Raw genomic sequence first — 21,523 nt, 5'->3', positions numbered from 1 at the left:
ATATTTAGGTTAAACTGTATTTGAGTCATAATTAATTCCTCCACATTGTTTTCTTCGCCGTTAACATTGTAACCATGAGGAATTAATTTGACTCATTTTCTTTTTACACAATTATATGGACTCAATCCCTTCATAACCCCGATGAAGGACAATACTCGTAAAAAAACCGAATAAATTGTCCTTCATAACTCCGATGAAGGACAATACTCGTAAAAAAACCGAATAAATTGTCCTTCATAACTCCGATGAAGGACAATACTTGTAAAAAACCGGGTAAATTGTCCTTCATAACCCCGATGAAGGACAATACTCGTAAAAAAGCCGAATAAATTGTCCTTCATAACTCCGATGAAGGACAATACTCGTAAAAAAACCGAATAAATTGTCCTTCATAACTCCGATGAAGGACAATACTCGTAAAAAAGCCGAATAAATTGTCCTTCATAACTCCGATGAAGGACAATACTCGTAAAAAAACCGAATATATTGTCCTTCATAACTCCGATGAAGGACAATACTCGTAAAAAAACCGAATAAATTGTCCTTCATAACTCCGATGAAGGACAATACTTGTAAAAAACCGGGTAAATTGTCCTTCATAACCCCGATGAAGGACAATACTCGTAAAAAAGCCGAATAAATTGTCCTTCATAACTCCGATGAAGGACAATACTCGTAAAAAAACCGAATAAATTGTCCTTCATAACTCCGATGAAGGACAATACTCGTAAAAAAGCCGAATAAATTGTCCTTCATAACTCCGATGAAGGACAATACTCGTAAAAAAACCGAATATATTGTCCTTCATAACTCCGATGAAGGACAATCGTTACTCAACAATTATTATTTTTCCAACAATGTTCTGGTATCTAAAAATTCAAGCCCATGTGCTTCTGCGACCGCTTGATAAGTCACGAAACCGCCAAGCGTGTTGATTCCTTTTAACAATGCTTCATTGCCAAGACAAGCTTGTTTATAGCCTTTATTGGCAATTTCCACTGCATAAGGGACCGTTACATTTGTTAAGGCAATCGTGGAAGTTCTCGGTACAGCACCTGGCATGTTGGCAACAGCATAGTGGACAACATCATGCTTCACATAGGTCGGATTGTCGTGCGTGGTAATCCGGTCAGTGGTTTCAAAAATCCCCCCCTGATCGATGGCAATATCTACAACGACACTACCTGGTTTCATCGATTGAATCATTGCTTCGGTTACAAGCTTTGGTGCTTTTGCCCCTGGAATTAGAACAGCGCCTATCACCAAATCTGAATCTTTCACAGCTTCCGCAATATTATACGGATTAGACATAAGCGTCGTCACATCTGCTCCAAATATATCATCTAATTGACGAAGACGATCCGGATTTAAATCAATAATCGTCACTTTTGCTCCTAAACCAATCGCCATTTTAGCCGCATTCGTTCCAGCTACACCGCCGCCGATTATGGAAACTTTTCCACGTTGGACTCCTGGGACACCAGAAAGTAGAATTCCCATTCCTCCATGGACCTTCTCAAGGAATTGGGCACCAATTTGAGGTGCCATTCTTCCAGCCACCTCACTCATCGGCGTTAACAATGGTAAGCTTCGATTCGGTAACTGAACGGTTTCATAGGCAATACCAATTACCTTCTTGTCAATTAATGCTTTCGTTAATTCCGGTTCTGGTGCCAGGTGTAAGTATGTAAATAATATTAAGCCTTCGCGGAAGTATTGATATTCGCTAGGAAGCGGCTCTTTAACCTTCATGACCATTTCCATTGACCATGCTTCTTCAGCTGTATCTACCAGTTTCGCACCCGCTGATTCATAATCCTCATTTAAAAAACCTGAGCCAAGACCTGCTCCCTTTTCAATAAACACCTCATGACCAAATTTCACTAAGTTGACCACTCCAGCTGGTGTCATGGCTACGCGGTTTTCATTATTTTTGATTTCTTTAGGTACCCCGATCCGCATGTGCTTACCTCCAATAAATTTATCTCTAGTAAAATTATCCAAGACAATTTTATTATAACCTTTTTTCAAAGTAAGATGTAACCTTGTAATCATTAACTGATAAACATAAGATTTCGACAAAGTCATAAAGTAAAAGCTTTGCCGAGTATGGCAAAGCTTTTGTTTTAATTTTCATTAATACCAAGGATAATATGGGTAAGGGTATGGGTATGGGTAAGGTGGATAGTAAGGATATCCGTAGCCATATCCATATCCTGGAGCTAATAAGGCACCTGCAGCTAACCCAGTTAAGAATGGGAATCCAAATCCAAAGCCAAATGGTCTGCCAAATCCAAATCCAAATGGTCTACCAAATCCAAAGCCAAATGGTCTGCCAAATCCACCAAATCCAAAGCCTGGGCGGCCAAAACCGCCAAATCCAAAGCCTGGGCGGCCAAAACCGCCAAATCCAAAGCCTGGGCGGCCAAAACCACCAAATCCAAAGCCTGGACGGCCAAAACCTCCGAAACCACCAAAATGTCCGAACCCTGGACGAATCCTTTCATCTGCAGGATCCACCATAGTATAATCAATGTTACTAGGCATTCCATACATTTCTGTAGTCATGTTTCTCCTCCTCATTTTAATTAATGACACACTAAAGAATATGCACTTGTAAAAGCAAACTCTTGGGTATTTGCCCTTTATTTCAAAAATACCAAGACATTTGTACAAAAAAAACTGTCCTATTATTAGGACAGTCCAACAGTATCACTACATTTAACTCTCAGTACCAGCAAAATCTTCACTATCTGCAATAGCTGTACCTTCGCCAATAAATCCACTATTATATGAATTCATAATTTGCTGGCTTACTTCACTAGTACCTTGCTCATCAAACTCAAATAAAAACTGTTTATTCTGGTCACGTTTTACCATCATTTAATCTCCTTTCCTTTCTAGGTTACCTCTTTATTGTTCGAAAAGTTGCAACAGTTATCCCTTGTAAAATAATGTATAATTTAAGTAAGGAGATGATTAATCATGGGACTTAAATATAGAAATATTTTAGTCGCTATTGATGGTTCAAAAGAAGCCGATTGGGCTTTTAAAAAAGGGATTGAAATTGCCAAGAGAAATGATGCTGACCTTTTATTAGTCCATGTTATCGACACTAGAACATTTGCATTAATTGAAGCTTATGACACGGTTATTGGAGATCGAGCAGAAAAGCTGGCAAAAGATATGCTAAAACACTACCAAAAACAAGCGGAGGATGCAGGTTTAACAAACGTGCATTATGAAATTGGTTATGGATCTCCCAAAATACGAATTCCTAGAGATTTAGCAAAAAAACACATGATAGATTTGATTATCTGCGGTGCAACTGGATTAAATGTTGTGGAAAGGTTTTTTATTGGAAGTGTTTCTGAACATATCACTCGTTACGCACATTGTGACGTTCTTATTGTTCGCACTGAAAAAGATATAGCATAATACAGAGGGAAAAAGCACGCAGCATTGCTTCGTGCTTTTTTCACATAGGTTTTTAGTGAATGGGAGATAGATGTATAGTAGAATAAATAGTAGTCAAACGGATTGGAGGCAATCAAAATGAAAGAATATTTTTCTTTTGATCATCGTCTTGGTATTCCACTGCCCGAATTAATGGTGGAATGGGACCAATACAACAAAGAAATACAGCAGGAGATTCTCTTTTACTGGGAACAAGTTCGCGGCTCGATCCCTGACCGGATTAGCGATCTTGAAACCGAAATTAATCAGAAACAAGCACTTCTCTCAAATGAAAGTAATTTCCCTCGCTCTTGTCAACTGAACTCCGAAATTGCTGAACTTGCATCGATTATTAATGATTTATGGCTATGGTACCGAGCAAATGAAGTTCTTTCAACAAAAGCTCATCAATAAAATACTCCCTTTTCATTGAAAAAGGGAGTTTTCCTCATTATGATAGGTCTTTTTGAATCTCTTTCACCACATGCCCGATCTCAGGCAAAATTAATTTATTCATTGCAAGTTTGACAGCACCAGTTGAACCCGGGGTGGAGAATATGGCTTTATTTTTAACAACACCCGCAATAGCCCTTGAGAGAATTGCAGCGGAACCAATATCTTCTTGGTAACTCAACATCCGGAATAACTCTCCAAAACCGACAATCTCTTTTTCAAGTAGATTTTGTATCGTTTCAATTGTTACATCCCGCTTGGCAATCCCCGTTCCGCCGTTTGTTAAAATGACATCAATTTCATTGCTTGCACATCCTTTAACAATTTCTTGTTCAATCGGCACGGCTTCGTCTTTTACAATGACGTAATCGACAATCTTGTGACCTGCTTGTTCGAGCAAGTCGATCATCAGTTTTCCGCTTTTGTCTGTTTCCTTATTTCTTGTATCACTAACAGTTATTATTTTACAATTAACGGTCTTCGGTGCAGCTTTTTTATGTTCTTGACTACTCATCCGATAAACTCCTCTTTTTCTCGTAGGTAACGCAGCTGATAATATTTATGCGCTAAATCGGTTACTTTTCTTGTTAACTGATAATTGGCCCCTGCGCCAATGGCCATACTGACCAGCGGGATACCTTGAATCCTTTTATGTCTGAATAACGTTATGATCAGCGCTTTCATAAGTTGTTGAACCGGTTGTTCAAGCCATGTTATATCTGTAATTTCTTCATTTCCTTCATAAAAATAATAGTCTTCGTGACTTTCTAATTCTTCCATCAGAACGAACCAGCCTCCGCTTTGCAGCCTTGGCGGTAATGTTGCCGTATGAAAGACCTTTAGGGAGGTCATCATTTCAAATGGTGTGTTCACTTCAACCCCGTAGGTCATCGCGATCAGTTGCACGACCCTTAAATTAATGACTGCTATTGCTGGTATATCTGTGCTAAGCAGCAGAGGACCGCCAGTCCCTGCTAATCCGCCTTGCGCAAAGGAATAAAGACGATGTCGCGCGATTTGTTGTTCTGCAATATATTGTAATTGCTCAATGCTTAATTTTTTTAAGTCTTCAATGTTTGCTAAGTCCTTTTGAAAAATTCGCCCCGAAGAAAGAATTCTCTCCTTAGCATCCATTTGTAGCTGAGAGCCTTGAATCATACTATGTAAATAAAACAGCCAGCTGTCGATAACCGAAAAGAATTGTCGTTGAACCTTTTCAGGCAATAATGAGAATGATTGTTGCAAAATTTTTTCATAGGTAATCTGGAAATCATTCGGCTCCCATTCACGCAAACTGCTTTCCCAATTCCGTATTTCATTCAAGACCATTTCTTCGCGGTCTGTTAATGGCATGTTTACTTCCCCCTCACAGCAAGGCTTTCTATTTCCAGTATATCACAAAGAAATACTTGGATAAAAAGGCAAAAGGCAAAAGCTATACAATAGCTTTTGCCTTTTGTGATATTTATGATTGACTGTGAGCAAGACGTACAACATCGCGGGCAATCATTACTTCTTCATTTGTTGGGATGATTAATACTTTAACTGGTGAGTGTGGGTAGCTAATAAAGGCTTCTTCGCCTCTAACCTTGTTTAAAGCTGGGTCCCAATAAACACCCATAAATTCAAGACCTCTTAATACATTTTCCCTAATGGTATCACTATTTTCACCAATCCCAGCTGTGAAAATAATCGCATCAACACCATTCATTCGTGAAGCATAAGAACCGATGTATTTATGAATACGGTTGGCAAATACATCTAAGGCAAGCTTCGCACGCTCATTGCCCTTTTTTGCTTCAATTTCAATATCACGTAAATCACTTGAGAAACCAGACATAGCCAGCATACCGCTCTTTTTATTTAGTACATCTAGTACTTCATCTGCTGTTTTATTGGTTTTTTCCATGATATATGGAATCAGTGCCGGGTCAATATTACCTGAACGAGTACCCATTGTTACCCCAGCAAGTGGTGTAAAGCCCATGGACGTATCAATAGACATACCGCCTTCAATTGCCGCAATACTCGCACCATTTCCTAAATGACAAGAAATGAGACGTAATTGTTCAACAGGTCGACCTAAAAGCTCAGCTGCACGCTGTGAAACATATTTATGAGAGGTTCCATGGAAGCCATATTTACGAATACCATATTTTTCGTAATACTCCATTGGTAAGCTGTATAGGTAAGAGCTTTCTGGCATTGTTTGGTGGAAAGCAGTATCAAAGACTGCAACTGCCGGAACATTAGGAAGAACGCTCATGAAAGCTTTGATTCCAGTTAAATTGGCTGGGTTATGCAATGGTGCCAGTTCAGATAGCTCATCAATTTTTTTAATCACATCATCTGTAATAAGCACAGAGTCAGTAAACATTTCTCCACCATGTACCACGCGGTGCCCCATGCCGACAATCTCATTTAAAGATTTGATAATACCTAACGTTGTTAATTTATCTAAAAGCATTTTAACGGCGACTTCATGGTCAGGAATATCGATAATTTCTTGAACTTTTTCACCGTTAACCGTAATATTAAAAATTGAATCCTTTAAACCAATTCTTTCTATTAATCCTTTTGTGATTACTTCTTCACTTGGCATTTCAAACAATTGAAACTTTAAGGAAGAACTCCCCGCATTAATGGCAATAATTTTTGACATATGGTTACCGCTCCTTTTATATAACAACACTGGTTTGGCATTATTTTGTTTAGTACAACATTATTTTGCTCAAACCACTCTTGATTATTTCCATCCTTAATTGAATCATTGTGTATATTATATTTCAAGGCAAATTTCCGATGGCAACGTTTACATTACAAATATAAATCTATTCTGATATTTCTTTTTTTAGGCTCTGGTAAAGTTGCCTGGTGATTTCCACTTCAGGCGCGGGCGGTCCAGGGCGAGCCTCCTCAGCGTTCAAGTGCATGCGGGGTCTCCCCTTGTCCGTACTCCCGCAGGAGTCTCGAGCCTTCCGCTCCAATCAACTATATAAATTATTCAAACTTTTACAGAGCCTTTTAAAATTTTACAAAAAAATAAACCAAGAGGTTAATCTCGGTTTATCCTTTGTTTTCTTGAAACCATTTATCCATCTTTGAGAGAATTCTATCCATCTCCACAGCGCTTGAAAGATTAGGCAGTTCTACAAGCAATGCCTGCTTTGGCGGCTCTACTCCTTCTCCCTTTTTTTGCAGGATGAGGATACTTTTCGCGGACTGTTTATTTTTAAACATACTAATTGGTAATTGCAACAATCCTTGTACAATCACTTGTTCTTTAAAAAATTCATGTAAAAGTGATGCCTGTTCACTCTCAAATAGTCCATTCGGAATCAAGAAGAATAAATACCCTCCAGGCACTGTGTGGCGAACGCTTTGTTCTATGAATAAATGATGGGAATAAGTATGCCTTTCACTTGCCCTTACTTGATAATCTGCAGCTCTTTCATCATTTGGATAAAAACCAACAGGCAAATCTGAGATAACCGCATCTACAGGATCAATAAACATTGGCTCAAGGCTGTCTTGATTGAAGAGTTGAATAGGGTGAGCTTGTAAATTGGCATTAATATAAGCCAGCTTAATGAGAAGGTCATCAATCTCCACGCCGATCGAATCAACTTTTCTTTGGAGGTGATTTAAGACAGTTGTTAACAAGTTCCCAGTCCCTACTGCAGGGTCAAGCAAACGGAATGTTGACTGTTTCATAAATCTTTCTACTAAATAGCCTACTAGCATCCCGACAGAATCAGGTGTCATTTGATGGTTTGGCTGAACACTATCATTCATCCCTTTTAAGATGGCCAATTGATAGGCTTTTCGAATTTCTTCATTTGAAAACTTCTCTAAATCAATCTGTCCATATTGTTTCTTCAATCTTTTTTCTGTTAGTTCGCTGACCTCATCTTGAAGGATAGAGCCATGAAATAAATTCTCTCCCGTTTCAGCGAGTGCCTCTAAATATGTACAGTTTAGTTCTTCCTGTAAAAGAATTGCTGTTTCATTAAATAACGTAAAAAGTTGTTCTACTTGAGAAACTTTCATCTTATCCCCTCCCTCGTTAATTTCCTTATCCATTTTAATCGAGTAGCGACATTTTATACAAGTATTAAGCAAGAACAAAAAGGCGGAAGCACCTTGTTAAGGGGCGACAGGCATAAGTCGAGCCGGCATGAAGGTTGCTTTTTTACCTTGAGGACGGATTGGCTTATGCCCCCGAGCCCCTAGGCGCTGGAGCTGGATTCAGATAAATAATTCAATATATCCACAATTAATTATTTTATATTTTCCTTTACATAAGAAGAAAAGCCCTGCTTTTGCAGGGCTCCATTTAATCAATCTATTATTTTGCCGCTCTTGCTGCTTCAAGTGCTGCTTCGTAGTTAGGGTGGGTTGTTGCTTCGCTCACATATTCAACATATGTTACAGTGTCGTTGGAATCAACAACAAATACGGCACGAGCCAACAATCTTAATTCCTGGATGGCAACCCCATATGCTTCACCGAAAGAAAGGTCACGATGATCTGATAATGTTTGCACGTTTTCAATTCCACTAGCAGCACACCAGCGTTTTTGTGCAAATGGTAAGTCCACACTCACTGTTAAAATTTTCACATTACCTAAGCTGTTTGCTTCTTCATTAAAACGTCGTGTTTCTGCATCACAAACACCAGTATCCAAAGAAGGTACAGAAGTAATTAAACGTACTTGACCTTTGGTACTTTCTAATGTAACTTCTGACAAATCATTTGCCAGCACAGTAAAGTTTGGCGCTTTGTCCCCTACCTTTACTTCACTGCCTAAAAGCGTAATTGGATTCCCTTTAAATGTTACATTTGCCATTTTACATCCTCCTTTGTTGTATCCAAGTCCAAGCGGCTAACTTCAGAACAGCTTGACTTCAAATATGTACAGTGTAAATATATCTTTTCACCATCAATTTTGCAATTATTTAGATTTCAGCCAAAAGTGGAAGGAACCCGTTTCATGAAAAAAGTTAACCTTCCTAATATTTTGGAAGATTAACCTTTCCTGCTATAATTCAAGTTCTTCTTTTGGTTTATGCTCGTTTTTAGATCCTTGCGAACTATTTTGCTGTTTACCTTGATCTTTCTTAGAGAAAATTTGCTGAATTTTATCAATTGCCTGTGGAGCTAATTCTAATATTTTTTCATACAAATGAGTACTTTCATCTAAATGCAGCATTTTAACTCCATGTGAGTTAACAATTAAAAAGGCAATTGGGGTAATAGAAACACCGCCACCGCTCCCGCCGCCAAATGGGTGGGATGAACCCTTACTCTGGCCTTGGCTCTGGCTCTGGCTCTGGCCCTGTCCTTGGCCTTGATTTTGAGACCCCTCAATCTTAAATTCACTACCGCCCGCGGCAAATCCAAAACCTACCTTCGAGACAGTCAAAATAACACTGCCATCAGGGGTTTCAACAGGGTCACCAATAATCGTATTTACATCAATCATTTCTTTAAGGCTTTCCATTGCAGTTGTCATCAAACCTTGAATTGGGTGGTCAGACACGGCTGTTTCCTCCTTTTTCAAACGGATTTTGTTTTATCATTTGCAAAATTTGTTTTCTTTTTAAAGTGCGGAAGTCCGCCCTTCCAGAATTTAAACAGTTTTAATCCTGCTAGAATAGCATGCCCGATACGAAACTGAATAATACATGTTAGTCTTGTTTGCATAACTGCTGCTTGAAAGTGTGGAGTAACCGTGATTTTCGGCATTACTAAAAGCTTTAAATAATGGCTGACAAGCCCAATTAAGCTCCCTTTTAAAGCCCAGATTGCCCCCGTAATCATACCAGTGTGTGCAGCATCTCCTACACCAATTAGCGTGTCCCATTCAAGACTTTTAATTGAGACTTTTCGAAGAAATTTCCTTACTATCCGATGTAAGCCAATAACATGATTCAGTAATTTTTTTGCATTTGAAAAATTATTCTCTACATCCTCTGTGGCGATTTGATTGACATCTTCAGTTGAAGACTTCTCTGTAGATTCACCCATTTGTTTATTACTTTTAATAACTACACTGGGCGAATTTTCATCTACTTTTATTAGTGGGACATTAATTTTGTACCTGATCAATCCGAACCAAATCTTGAATACAATCTTTAAGTCATCATTGTCATTGTGATGATAGTAATTAATAAGAATGGTTAATTTCGTAAATAGAATGAGAATAAATAAGAGCAATAGAATAGACAAAACCAAGAGTACCCAAAACAATTCAATCACAACCCCTCAGCGGGTAGTATTTGCTTTTCCAAAAAAAATTAAACCTACCAACAATGTTGATAGGTTTAATTTCACCGTTCTATATGTATGACGGTGGTATCTGTGAAGAGATCATGAAGACCTTGCTTTTTTGGAAGGAATGCCACAATGATATATCCAACTAATATTGTTGCAGATATATACCGGCCGATCCATTCTCGAAAAAGAATCGAGCCCCAGCTAAGTTGATCCCTTTTTAAATCGATTACTTTCAATCCAAACACCATTTTCCCCAGCGTTTGATTAAAATATTTTGTCATAAGCACGAAATACAAATAAAAGATAACCGCCGATGCGATTGAGAGCGGTGCAAACATGGATGATCCTGATAAAGGAATATCTATGATTCGAAAGACCGGTTTTAACAAAAGCCTGACAATGCTTCCCACCACCACTAAATCAAGAAGATAAGCCCAAAAACGCATCCAGAACCCTGCATATCGTACGAAGTGATTCTCTGTTTTGTCGTTTGAATTTTCTTGATACTCATTCGTTTCCATTAGTACTCCCCCTATTCTGCATACAAGTACATGAGCCGCGGAGAATTTGGTTTTGAAAGGACCTTCAATAAACCAGCCATTTCAGTATCCTGACCCATTAATTTCTTTGCCTGCATTGTAAATAAGGATCCTAACCCAAGAGAATCTGTATAACGTACAACCTGAGCCCCTTTCAGTTTCTCTTGGTTTTTCATTTGTTTCACCACATCGTCTAAGTAGCCAAAACCATCGATTAGCTGCAGATTCTTGGCTTGGCGGCCATCATAAACTCGGCCGTCTGCTATTTTTTTCACTTGTGCGATTGGAAGGTTACGCCCCTCTGAAATAACTTTGACAAATCCTTCATACGAATTATTAATCATCGACTGCAAGATTTGTCGTTCCTCTTTGGTCATTTTTCTGGTTGGGCTCATAATGTCTTTATGCTTTCCACTTTTAATCGTAACAAAATCAACACCATATTTATTAGCAAGCCCTTCATAGTTAATCCCTTCCATAATCACACCTAGACTGCCGGTCATTGTCTCGGGACTTGCATAAATCTTTTTAGCTGCAGTGGATATATAATATCCTCCCGACGCGGCCATGGAACCCATGGAGATATAGACAGGCTTTTTACTATCTTTTTGAATTTCTGTTAGCTTATCATGAATTTCCGCACTTTCAACCACCCCGCCGCCAGGGGAGTTGACTTTAATAATAATCCCTTTAACCGAATCATCCTCTTTTATATGGGATAACTTTTTCATAAAGTCCTGATGATTGTAGCCAGCGCTTTGCAGGATTGAGCCTGTTTCCCCCGTATCCTGAATAACCCCATTTACATCAAGAATGACTATTTTCTTTAAATCGTTTCCTTCATTGACAACTTCTTCTGAAAAAGGCTGCTCAGCTGAAGCCATGAAATCGGTAAAATTTGTTTCCAAGCCTTTAAATGCAAACGAAGATAAAAAATTAATGATCACAGAGAAAAAAAATAACGCTGCTGCAATCCCGAGCGCGGCCCACCGTTTTCCATTCATATGGTCGATATTCCCCCTTTTGTTTTTGTCAAAACTTTATTCCCTGCTTTCATATTGTTTCAATAAAATGCTAAACTAATTTCAGACTAACACCAAAGAATATTTGCGAATTGAGGGATAATTTTACAATTATTTCATTATTTTACAGGGGGGGACATAAAATGGGGAATAGGCGCAATATCTACTTTTATCACAAACGAGATTCAGAAATGCTATTAAAAGTAGCTCCACTTGTTGACGTAGCAGAACGATATGGATTTACGATTGTCACTGATTACCGAAATGCGAATATCATTGCAAGTGTTGGCGATGACGGAACGTTTCTCCAAGCAGTTCGGAAAACAGGCTTCCGGGATGACTGCCTTTACATGGGAATTTCAACGAAGGATAGCTTGAGTATGTATTGTGATTTTCGAATTAATGATATTTCAAAAATGATTGATGCAATTGTTACGAATGAAAATTTAAAAGTCCGCCGTTATCCGTTAATTGAAGTAGAAGTCGATGGCCAAGGTACATTTCCTTGTATCAATGAATTCAGTATTCGATCTGGAATCATTAAGACATTAGTAGTAGATGTCTTTATTGACCAACTCCACCTAGAGACCTTCCGTGGTGATGGACTAATAGTGGCGACCCCAACAGGAAGTACAGCTTATAATAAATCGGTGGGTGGTTCGGTTGTTGACCCACTTCTGCCTTGCATGCAGGTGAGTGAAGTAGCTTCAGTAAATACAAAGAATTACCGTACACTAGGTTCTTCCTTTATTGTTGGTTGTGAACGGACACTAACCCTTAAGGTTATATCTGAAGGCAATGACCATCCGACGATGGGTATGGATAATGAAGCCTTAAGCATCCGTCACGTAGAGAAAATCACGATAAAAATTAGTAATAAAAAGTTAAAAACACTTAAACTAAAAGACAACTCATTTTGGGAAAAAGTGAAAAGGACTTTCCTATAAAACTAAAAAAAACCTTATCCTATGCCATGGGATAAGGTTTTTTTCTTATATGTTCGTGCTTTTTTCCCCCCGCATATTAAACCATTGTCCGGATAATAGCTTTGTTTTTGACAAGGAATAAATTGTTAACGCTAACCAAATGAACATAAATGATAGAAGTTGTATTTTTGAAAAATGTTCATGATAGACAAATACCCCTAATAGTAAGGTTAATGTAGGTGCAATATATTGCAGGAACCCTAATAAAGATAAAGGAATTTTTTGTGCTCCTTTTGCAAAATAAAGGAGCGGGACTGCCGTTGCTGCCCCTGCACCGATTAGCAGAAAATCTGTAGGTACACCGGCTGTTAAAAAAGAATTGGAACCATTAATAAATAAGTAGCCGATATAGATGGCCGCAACCGGTGCAACTACAAGTGTTTCTAATGTTAATCCCACAGCAGAATCTACATTTATCAGCTTTTTAGCTAAACCATATAGTCCAAAGGATAGGGCCAATGTTAAGGCGATCCACGGAAACCGCCCATGGGATATGGAAATAATCAACACTCCAATCGCGGCTAAGATGAATGAGACGTATTGATAAACAGTTAATTTTTCCTTTAAGACTATCATACCTAATAAGATACTAATTAAGGGATTGATATAATAACCTAGGCTTGCTTCAATCATATGACCACTATTAACCGCCCAAATATATATGAACCAATTTATGCTTATTAGAAGTGAGGCAATTGTCAGTGCGTACATTTGTTTTTTATTTTTAGCAAACCCTTTAATGGTTTGGAGAAAAAGTCCCCACTTATTTGTTAAGAGAAGAATGATGACCATAAAAACAAACGACCATAAAACACGACTTGCCAAAATTTCTTTTGCATTAACATGATCTAAAAACTTCCAGTAGATCGGCAATAATCCCCACAAGAAATATGAAAAGCCGGCATGAATGACTCCTTTTTGTGTTTCTGTCTTTTTCATATATTTTGAGCCCCTATTCTTTCAAGTTTCGAAATAATTACTATTATAACGCGAAACTTCGTAAATGGGGGAAATTTATGCTTCCAATTGAAAAACGAGTATTTACATAAATGGATAAGGTGGATTTCCCCATAAATTGTCTAATTGCACAAAACTACTTTAGTTTTGTACAGAACACACTAAAACTGACACAAAAGTATTCTAAACTCGCACAAAGTGGTTCAAAAATGGCACAAAACCTTTGAGAATTGGCACAAATCAAAAATAAGCAGGCGATTTGTCGCCTGCTTACTCTCCAAATGACTTTATACTTGTTTCGCTTCCTCGAGTTCCTTTTTCCGAAGTTCGATTCTGCGGATTTTCCCTGAGGTCGTCTTAGGAAGTTCAGAAATATACTCTATTTTCCTTGGATACTTATATGGTGCTGTAAGTGTTTTTACATGCTCCTGCAATTTTTTTGTTAATTCAGGGTCTGTGGAATCAATTTCGTCTTTCAAGACAACAAATGCTTTGACTATAAAACCGCGAATCTCATCGGGACTTGCTACAACAGCACATTCCTTAACAAATGGATGTTTAACAAGTGCATCCTCCACTTCAAATGGTCCGATCGTGTAGCCAGAACTAATAATAATATCATCGCCGCGGCCTTCAAACCAGTAGTAACCTTCTTCGTCCATTTTTGCCTTATCACCCGTAATATAATAATTACCTCGGAATTGCATCGCTGTTCTTTCAGGGTCTTTATAATAGTTCTTAAATAAAGCTGGAGTTTCTACATGAACAGCGATATCACCGACTTCACCGACTGCACAAACCTGGCCTTCTTCGTTTATGATTTCCACCCTGTTCCCTGGCGTCGGCTTGCCCATCGAGCCGGATTTTAATTCCATTCCTTTAGTAACACCAACTAGCAAGGTATTTTCAGTTTGTCCATACCCGTCACGGACATCGATATTAAAATATTTTCTAAACGTATCAATAACTTCACGATTTAAAGGTTCGCCTGCGGAGACAGCACTATGAAGATTAGGTACCTGATACTCTTCTAAATTATCTACCTTCGCCATTAATCGATATTCTGTCGGTGTACAGCAAAGGACATTAACATCATATTTTTGGAGGAGACTTAAATATTTTTTCGGATCAAATTTTCCGTTGTAAACTAGTCCAGTTCCACCAGAGCCAAGAACTGATAGGAAGGGACTCCATATCCATTTTTGCCAGCCTGGACCGGCAGTTGCCCAAACCGTGTCACCATCCTCAATACAAAGCCATTTAGGTGCAGCCGTTTTTAAATGTGCAAAAGCCCAGCCATGTGTATGGACCACCCCTTTTGGATTCCCTGTTGTTCCAGACGTATAGGACAAAAAGGCCATATCTTCTCTAAGCGTATCTGCTCGTTCGAATACTTCTGAGGCAGCAGCCATCTCAGTATCCAATTGAATCCAGCCTTCTTCAGATCCCCCAATCGAAAATTTTACAAACGGCTGGGATTGACTGATATTCTCAAATTGATCCACATATGGATAATAACTAATGACACCTTTTACATCACCGTGTGTGATTCGGTATTGCAAGTCTTTTTCCTTTAACATTTCCGAACTTGGAATGACAACCAAGCCCGCTTTTAATGCAGCTAAATAAACGATATATGCTTCAATGAGACGCGGCACGATGACAAGCACAACATCGCCCTTATTTAACCCATTGGTAACGAATACATTTGCGGCTTGATTTACTTTTTTCATTAATTGCTCGTATGTAACTTTCTTGGTCTCCCCAGCTTCATTCTCCCACTTCAATGCTATCCTGGTTGGTTCTTTTGCAAACTGTTCTACTTCAGAAACAAGATTATACTTTTCTGGTGCAATTAAATCTTCCCGCTTCATGCCTTCTCCCCCTTAATACTTTTCATAAACATCTCACAAAATAATTATACAAAATAATGAAAAGATTTAAAATTATTATTCAACTAAAAATATTTTTCACTATCTTGAGCATAAAAAAGAGAGCGGGGAAAACCCCACGCTCTCTGTAGCCATCGTATTTACTTTTTATTAACGAGAGAATCCGCCGCCTAATTGTTGCTCAGCCATTGCTACTAAACGTTTTGTGATTTCACCACCAACAGAACCGTTAGCGCGTGAAGTAGTGTCAGCTCCAAGACTTACACCAAATTCAGTAGCAATTTCATATTTCATTTGGTCAAGAGCTTGTTGTACACCAGGAACTACTAATTGATTAGAGTTGTTATTTGCCATGTGATATCACCTCCTTGTGAGTATAGAATGTGTAGAACTTAAAATCTTCATTCTATATTACAATTGGTAATTGTTCACAAAATGTTCGAATTTTTCCTTCTTAAAATAATTCACTAAATTCTGAGCGCTGTTTGTTATCCGCTTTGATCACAATTGTTTCTGTCTCCAGCACTGCTTCATGGATCAGAGGTTCAAAGTCGAAGAAACTTTCATAATGCTGAACCTTTTCCCTTTTAGGTTTTGTTTTTGGAGAAGCAGGAACAAAGATGGTACAGCAATCCTCAAACGGCCTGTTTGAAATTTCAAGTGTATCAATTTCCTGCGCAATTTTTATAATATCTGTTTTGTCCATTGTAATCAATGGCCGCAAAATAGGGGTATTGGTTACATCATTGATTGCAAACATACTTTCGAGTGTTTGACTCGCAACCTGACCGAGGCTTTCACCCGTAATAATCGCAAGACCTTCATGTTTTTCGCGGATTTCATCCGTGATCCGCAGCATCAATCTCCGTGTGGAGGTCATTGAGTAATTTTCAGGAACTTGTTCGCGAATCGTTTGCTGTATATCTGTAAATGGGACAATGTGCAAGGTCATTGAACCATATATTTCCGCCAGTTTTTTTGTCAAATCAATAACCTTTTCTTTCGATCTTTCACTTGTAAATGGCGGACTGAAGAAATGGACAGCTTCGACTTCTACTCCCCGTTTCATTGCCATATAGCCTGCAACAGGACTGTCAATCCCTCCTGAAAGCATGAGCATGGCTTTGCCGCTTGATCCAACCGGAAGTCCGCCAACCCCTTGAATGGTTTCACATGAAAGATAAATGGCTTCCTTTCTTACTTCAATCCTTAAATTAATATCTGGATTTCTCACATCCACTTTAATTCCTGGGATATTCTGCAGTAAATAGCCGCCAATCGTATGATTGATTCCATCGGTATCCAGTTCAAACGTTTTATCCGATCTTTTAGGGGTAACTTTGAATGTCTGCCCTTCCTTATAAAGGGAGCGGACTAATTCAAGCGAGGTCTGTTTTAGTACCTCTATACTTCTTACCACCTTTATTGCAGGACTAAACGACTGTATTCCAAAAATATTCTTTAACTTATCCATAACTTCTGTAGCGACTTCACCGTTTAATAACACATACATTCGGTCACGGCTTGACTCCACTTTAACGTTAGGAAAAGAAGCAAGCGCAATACTTACACTTTTCCTTAATTTCTCGACAAATTTATTACGATTTCTGCCTTTGGTTGAGATTTCACCGTAGCGTATTAGGATTCGTTCATAGTTCATTTATTTCATTACCTTCCTTAGTTGGTTTGCAGAGTCTTTAAAAGAATCTAACGCCGTAATTGCCTCTTCCATCCGATTCTGAAATGAAAGGCTGATCCTGATGGCACTTTCAGCTAGTGATTCTGGAACTCCCATTTCAAGTAGCGTCTTACTCGGTGATTTCTTTTTTGAGGAACAAGCACTTGTAGTCGAAACAAAGATACCTTTCTGCTCAAGCGAATGAATGAACACTTCGGATTTAATCCCAGTTAATGAAAAATTTAAAATATGCGGTGCCGCATTTTTATGGGGAGTATGAATTTGAACACCTTCAATTTCTGTTAATCCTTTCCTGAGCACGCTCTGGATTTCTCTCATTCTGTCTAACCCTTCATCAGCTTTTGTTAAGGTCATCCTCCATGCTTTTGCCATCGCAACAACACCAGCCACATTTTCAGTACCGCTTCTTAGTTTCCGTTCCTGATTCCCACCTGAAAATAAGGGTGCAAGTCTCGCCCCTTCACGGATAAAGAGAGCCCCTGTACCTTTTAAGCCATGAAATTTATGGGCAGAAAATGAGCAAAAATCTACTCTATTATCATACAAAGATACGGGGATTTTACCAATACTCTGGACTGCATCGACATGGAATAAAATTGTAGGATATCTTTTTAATAGGTCACCAATTTCATTTATAGGCTGAACTGTCCCCACTTCATTATTCACATGCATGATCGAAACTAAAATGGTCTCTTTTTTAATCGCTTTTTCCAGATCAGCTACACGAATTCTACCATATTCGTCAACAGGCAGGTATGTTACCTCAAAGCCCTCTTGTTCAAGTTGTTCCATTGCCGATCTTACTGATGGATGCTCAACACTCGATGTAATCAAGTGACGGCCTCTATTTTTATGCAATAAAGCAGAACCTTTTATCGCTAAATTATTTCCTTCTGTACCCCCTGAGGTAAAATAAATCTCGGAAGGCTTCACTTTTAGGAACTTGCTCACTTGTTCCCGAGCCTGTGATAACAGCTTTTCTGCTTGCGCCCCCATACTATGCAGAGAGGACGGGTTTCCATAATATTCACTAGACACCGTTACGAAAGAATCCAACACTTCTTTAAACGGTTTTGTCGTTGCACTATTATCAAAATAAATCATTTTTTTCTCCTCCGAACTTCCGACCCATTCCACTTACAAAAATAAATCTTATCATAAAGATAAAATAAAAGGAAAAACAAAAAACCGATTCAGTTTACAAATGCACTGATCGGTTTTTTGTTATGGCTATTTTTGCATAGATTATTGTTTTTCGTATAAGTACTTCAACCCGTATAACTAGATGCTTCGTAGCATCATTTGGTAAGAACATTTGCGAAAATTGCCTAGAAACTTAGTTAATGACCCTTATAAAGCTCCAAAAGCAACAAAGTTTACGAAAAGAGCCCTTGTTATTTATTCTGCTGCAAATGAAGATTTTATTTTTTTCAAAGCATCAGGATCAATCACGTCTAGTGTTGCAGCCGCTTGTTCTAGAGCCTCTTGATAATCATAGTGTCTAAATGCATCTTCTGCATCCCTTAAACCTTTAGCCACTGACGGGTATTGAGTTTTGTAACGATTCCCATATTGAATGGCCTTTTCCGCAAGCATAACATTTTCTAATAACTCTACTGTTGAATTAGTAAGTTTTTCCACTGTTAACACAGCAATTTCTAAATACTGATTTAGGGCAGAAATGTTAAGTGGCTTTTCTTCAAGTTGGTATCTCACATTTTGAATACTCTCATTGGTATCCTCAAACAAGTACTTATAATCTTCGGGTAAACCAGGGACGTTGTTTTTGGTTACAAGCCGAACTGTCTCTCCGACCTTTTTGGTAAGTTCTTTAACCTTTTCTCTTGCTTCAAGTTCATCTTTACGAAGGGCTTGAAGTTTTAAAGCAAAATCTTGCTGACCCTCACGGATAATATCGATTTGTTCTTTAATTTGTGCCAACTCTTCACCAATGGCGGATTGTGCCGTTTCGTTCAGTTTTATTTTTTCCATTAGAATTTCATAATGTTTATATACAGTGGAAAGTTCCTTTTCCAATTGTCGCTGTGTTTCAAAGTCACCTTCAGATAATTGGTAGCTTTCTTGAACATGAAGCACTTCACTTGAGAGGTGACTATTTTCCTCATAAGCTGAAGCGAGCAGTTCAGTAGTAATTGTTTCGTTTTTCAAAACAAAATGCTTGGCATGAACTTCTTTTTCCAATAAATCGAAGAGGATATCAATTCTATCCTTTACTTCCCTTATTCCTTCCACTGCTTCGTCAATCTTTGCTGATTCAATCAGTACTAAATTCTCAGACAGCTTTTCTTCTAATCGTTTTAGTTCTTGTTCCACATTAATATGTTCTAAATAATATTCTTGACCAGACATTTCACGATACCCATCAAGGATATCGGAAAGCTGATTTGGAAGAAGCGATTGACATTCAATTAATAGCTGTGGGATTAAGTCCATATCTTTCTTAATGGTTCCAAGCTGACTGTGAATCATCAACACTACTTCACGTGCTTCAAGATAATTACCTTGTTCAGTTTTTTCATCAAACTCCTGAAATTTTTGTGATACAGCATTAAGTTGTTCCTCTAACGACTTTTCTGAACTTCCAAAACTGTGCCGATGGGCAAGTAACATTTTTTTTGATTCTCGATACTGCTCTTTTAATTCTTCAATTTCGACTCGGTTCTTTTCCTCGCTGCCAACCAATTCATGTAATTCTTCTAAAATACTTTTTATTTGATCTTCTGTATCTTGTAACTTCCCAGAAATCCCCAACTGGACACCTTTGGCTTTATTAAAGCGGTACCGATCTATGTACTCTTCTGCATCAAAAAGCATTTCCTCTAAATCGGGAAGTTGCACAGTAACTACTTCGTCCCACTGATTTCTCCAACGTTCAAAAAGCTCTTCAGTTTGTCCTGTCATATTAAGCAGCTTAACCTTTGACATTTCATCCAGTACTGGACGATTCATTAAATCGATTTTCCAGGCTTCCAATCGATCCATTTCCTTAAAGTACTTTTTCTTTATTAAATACCCCACTACAAATAAGGCTAGTATTAGGATAAAAAATCCAATGAAATATTCCACAAGTAAGCCCCCTATTTCCAAAAACATTCTATCAAAATGCAGTTATCATACATCTATTTTAAATAAATCTCTTAATGTTCTGTTCAATGCTATTATGATACCATGTAAACGACATTTTTTGACTATTATTTTCATTTTTTTTGTAAATTAAATGAAAACCCGCCAAATGGAGCAATCGGTCGGAAACAGTGAAGCTGTTAGATATGTAAAAAAGGAAAACAAACAATCGGTACAAATTTCCACCATCCTCTAAACAAGGCTATGTAAAAACCTATTGTTGATTTTGGCACCCGGTTGATCTACGTTACAGGCGAGGAGGCTCCTGAGGGAGGACCGGTCAGGGGGGGATCCCTCTGAAGCGGAAATCGACAGGCAAGTTTAAAAGAGCCATAAACAAAAAAAAATAGCGTTTGCCGCTATTTGACAACTGCACCTATTTTCATTGGCACATCTGAACATAAAGTTTTATCAATCCACAAATTTATATCTTTTAAATATTTCTGCTCAAAAAATGGTTCATTTGGAAAGACGTACAAAACTTCCCTCATATAATGAGTATTCATAAATGGCATCATTAATAATCCTTTTAACTGAATGATTAAATAGGGAATTGAATGGGGACGAAATTCATTCCATTCAAAACCTCTTTCAAAGATTAATTGGAAATAGTATTTTTCTTTGAGTAAGTAGGTTGACATAATCTCCCTTACTATTTGCGAGTCCATCGACATCTCCCGGTAGACAAGACTGGCCAATTTACTATTTTCACATTGGTAGTGTAGTAAATCCGCGACGATTCGTTTTAAACATTCCTTTGCTCCCTTTTCAATGGATACATAGGCTTCTTCCATTTTACTAATATACTGTTCAAAAAAATGCGTAAAGCAATATTCTAATAGACCTGGTTTGTTTTCGAAATGGTAGGCAATTGTTGCTGTGTTTACGTTTGCCAGTCGGGCGATATCCCTTATCGAAGTTCCCGTGTATCCATTGGACTTAAACAATGTGATAGCAGCCTTAACAATTGCTTCTTTAGCATTTTTCTTCATCTATTATCCCCTTTCTGGAATAACCAATAATCCCCTTACATAAGGATTCTTTGTTTCACGACAGATTCCTTTATAAAAATGTCGACAAAGTCTGCTTATATTCT

22 protein-coding genes are annotated in these 21,523 nt (G+C 38.2%); 3 read left to right on the top strand and 19 right to left on the bottom strand.

What is annotated here, in order from left to right:
• Window positions 1-843 precede the first annotated feature (843 nt).
• The 3 genes from ald to KW850_RS19315 all read right to left on the bottom strand — a co-directional run bounded on the left by ald (window position 844) and on the right by KW850_RS19315 (window position 2,880).
• Window positions 844-1,962: an alanine dehydrogenase gene (gene ald / locus KW850_RS19325; protein WP_218349402.1), complete on the bottom strand. Its 1,119-nt coding sequence runs from the start codon at window positions 1,960-1,962 to the stop codon at window positions 844-846.
• Window positions 1,963-2,136: 174 nt separating this feature from the next.
• The gene (locus KW850_RS19320; RefSeq protein WP_218349401.1) at window positions 2,137-2,568 is read right to left on the bottom strand and encodes a hypothetical protein; all 432 of its coding nucleotides are present in this window, start codon (window positions 2,566-2,568) and stop codon (window positions 2,137-2,139) included.
• 153 nt (window positions 2,569-2,721) lie between these two features.
• Window positions 2,722-2,880, bottom strand: a complete 159-nt coding sequence (locus tag KW850_RS19315) for a hypothetical protein (protein ID WP_218349400.1) — start codon at window positions 2,878-2,880, stop codon at window positions 2,722-2,724.
• A gap of 105 nt (window positions 2,881-2,985) precedes the next feature.
• On the opposite strand from KW850_RS19315, the gene KW850_RS19310 reads away from it, so the two are divergent.
• Together KW850_RS19310 and KW850_RS19305 are read left to right on the top strand one after the other, a co-directional pair.
• Window positions 2,986-3,438, top strand: coding sequence for a universal stress protein (locus KW850_RS19310; RefSeq protein WP_218349399.1), 453 nt, complete (start codon window positions 2,986-2,988; stop codon window positions 3,436-3,438).
• Window positions 3,439-3,555: 117 nt separating this feature from the next.
• Window positions 3,556-3,870 (top strand): hypothetical protein, encoded by a 315-nt coding sequence (locus tag KW850_RS19305; protein ID WP_218349398.1) that lies wholly within the window; start codon window positions 3,556-3,558, stop codon window positions 3,868-3,870.
• Window positions 3,871-3,907: 37 nt separating this feature from the next.
• Here KW850_RS19305 and KW850_RS19300 read toward each other — a convergent pair whose 3' ends face one another.
• The 9 genes from KW850_RS19300 to sppA form a co-directional block, all read right to left on the bottom strand.
• Complete coding sequence (locus KW850_RS19300; protein ID WP_218349397.1) at window positions 3,908-4,423, bottom strand: MogA/MoaB family molybdenum cofactor biosynthesis protein; 516 nt, start codon at window positions 4,421-4,423, stop codon at window positions 3,908-3,910.
• Window positions 4,420-5,262, bottom strand: a complete 843-nt coding sequence (locus tag KW850_RS19295) for an EcsC family protein (protein ID WP_218349396.1) — start codon at window positions 5,260-5,262, stop codon at window positions 4,420-4,422. Before KW850_RS19295 ends, KW850_RS19300 begins: the two co-directional genes overlap by 4 nt.
• A gap of 112 nt (window positions 5,263-5,374) precedes the next feature.
• Window positions 5,375-6,571 carry an acetate kinase gene (locus KW850_RS19290; protein WP_218349395.1) on the bottom strand — a complete coding sequence of 399 codons (1,197 nt, stop codon included), beginning with the start codon at window positions 6,569-6,571 and terminating at the stop codon, window positions 5,375-5,377.
• Window positions 6,572-6,975: 404 nt separating this feature from the next.
• On the bottom strand, window positions 6,976-7,959 hold the full coding sequence (locus tag KW850_RS19285; protein ID WP_218349394.1) for a class I SAM-dependent methyltransferase: 984 nt from the start codon (window positions 7,957-7,959) through the stop codon (window positions 6,976-6,978).
• A gap of 298 nt (window positions 7,960-8,257) precedes the next feature.
• Window positions 8,258-8,758, bottom strand: a complete 501-nt coding sequence (tpx, locus tag KW850_RS19280) for a thiol peroxidase (protein ID WP_218349393.1) — start codon at window positions 8,756-8,758, stop codon at window positions 8,258-8,260.
• 192 nt (window positions 8,759-8,950) lie between these two features.
• Window positions 8,951-9,451 (bottom strand): GerW family sporulation protein, encoded by a 501-nt coding sequence (gene ytfJ, locus KW850_RS19275; protein WP_218349392.1) that lies wholly within the window; start codon window positions 9,449-9,451, stop codon window positions 8,951-8,953.
• A 17-nt stretch (window positions 9,452-9,468) separates the two neighbouring features.
• A complete protein-coding gene (locus KW850_RS19270; RefSeq protein ID WP_308128826.1) occupies window positions 9,469-10,170 on the bottom strand; it encodes a DUF2953 domain-containing protein in 702 nt (233 codons plus the stop codon).
• Between the two features lie 71 nt (window positions 10,171-10,241).
• Complete coding sequence (locus KW850_RS19265; RefSeq protein WP_218349391.1) at window positions 10,242-10,709, bottom strand: RDD family protein; 468 nt, start codon at window positions 10,707-10,709, stop codon at window positions 10,242-10,244.
• Between the two features lie 11 nt (window positions 10,710-10,720).
• Window positions 10,721-11,731: a signal peptide peptidase SppA gene (sppA, locus tag KW850_RS19260; RefSeq protein ID WP_218349390.1), complete on the bottom strand. Its 1,011-nt coding sequence runs from the start codon at window positions 11,729-11,731 to the stop codon at window positions 10,721-10,723.
• A 161-nt stretch (window positions 11,732-11,892) separates the two neighbouring features.
• On the opposite strand from sppA, the gene KW850_RS19255 reads away from it, so the two are divergent.
• On the top strand, window positions 11,893-12,696 hold the full coding sequence (locus KW850_RS19255) for an NAD kinase (RefSeq protein WP_218349389.1): 804 nt from the start codon (window positions 11,893-11,895) through the stop codon (window positions 12,694-12,696).
• A gap of 45 nt (window positions 12,697-12,741) precedes the next feature.
• On the opposite strand, the gene rarD is transcribed toward KW850_RS19255, so the two are convergent.
• The 7 genes from rarD to refZ all read right to left on the bottom strand — a co-directional run bounded on the left by rarD (window position 12,742) and on the right by refZ (window position 21,419).
• Complete coding sequence (gene rarD, locus KW850_RS19250) at window positions 12,742-13,674, bottom strand: EamA family transporter RarD (RefSeq protein WP_218349388.1); 933 nt, start codon at window positions 13,672-13,674, stop codon at window positions 12,742-12,744.
• 305 nt (window positions 13,675-13,979) lie between these two features.
• On the bottom strand, window positions 13,980-15,566 hold the full coding sequence (gene mbcS / locus KW850_RS19245; protein ID WP_218349387.1) for an acyl-CoA synthetase MbcS: 1,587 nt from the start codon (window positions 15,564-15,566) through the stop codon (window positions 13,980-13,982).
• A 168-nt stretch (window positions 15,567-15,734) separates the two neighbouring features.
• Entirely contained in the window at window positions 15,735-15,938 is a 204-nt protein-coding gene (locus KW850_RS19240; RefSeq protein ID WP_218349386.1) for an alpha/beta-type small acid-soluble spore protein, read from the bottom strand.
• 100 nt (window positions 15,939-16,038) lie between these two features.
• Window positions 16,039-17,244 (bottom strand): tRNA uracil 4-sulfurtransferase ThiI, encoded by a 1,206-nt coding sequence (gene thiI, locus KW850_RS19235; protein WP_218349385.1) that lies wholly within the window; start codon window positions 17,242-17,244, stop codon window positions 16,039-16,041.
• Window positions 17,245-18,387 (bottom strand): cysteine desulfurase family protein, encoded by a 1,143-nt coding sequence (locus KW850_RS19230; RefSeq protein WP_218349384.1) that lies wholly within the window; start codon window positions 18,385-18,387, stop codon window positions 17,245-17,247.
• A 294-nt stretch (window positions 18,388-18,681) separates the two neighbouring features.
• Window positions 18,682-20,370 carry a septation ring formation regulator EzrA gene (ezrA, locus tag KW850_RS19225; RefSeq protein WP_218349383.1) on the bottom strand — a complete coding sequence of 563 codons (1,689 nt, stop codon included), beginning with the start codon at window positions 20,368-20,370 and terminating at the stop codon, window positions 18,682-18,684.
• 416 nt (window positions 20,371-20,786) lie between these two features.
• Window positions 20,787-21,419: a forespore capture DNA-binding protein RefZ gene (gene refZ / locus KW850_RS19220; protein WP_218349382.1), complete on the bottom strand. Its 633-nt coding sequence runs from the start codon at window positions 21,417-21,419 to the stop codon at window positions 20,787-20,789.
• Between the last annotated feature and the right edge of the window lie 104 nt (window positions 21,420-21,523).

The sequence above is a fragment of the Bacillus sp. sid0103 genome, assembly GCF_019219025.1.
Note: the sequence above shows the minus strand (reverse complement) of the source record. Positions and strands in the feature narration are given on the sequence as shown.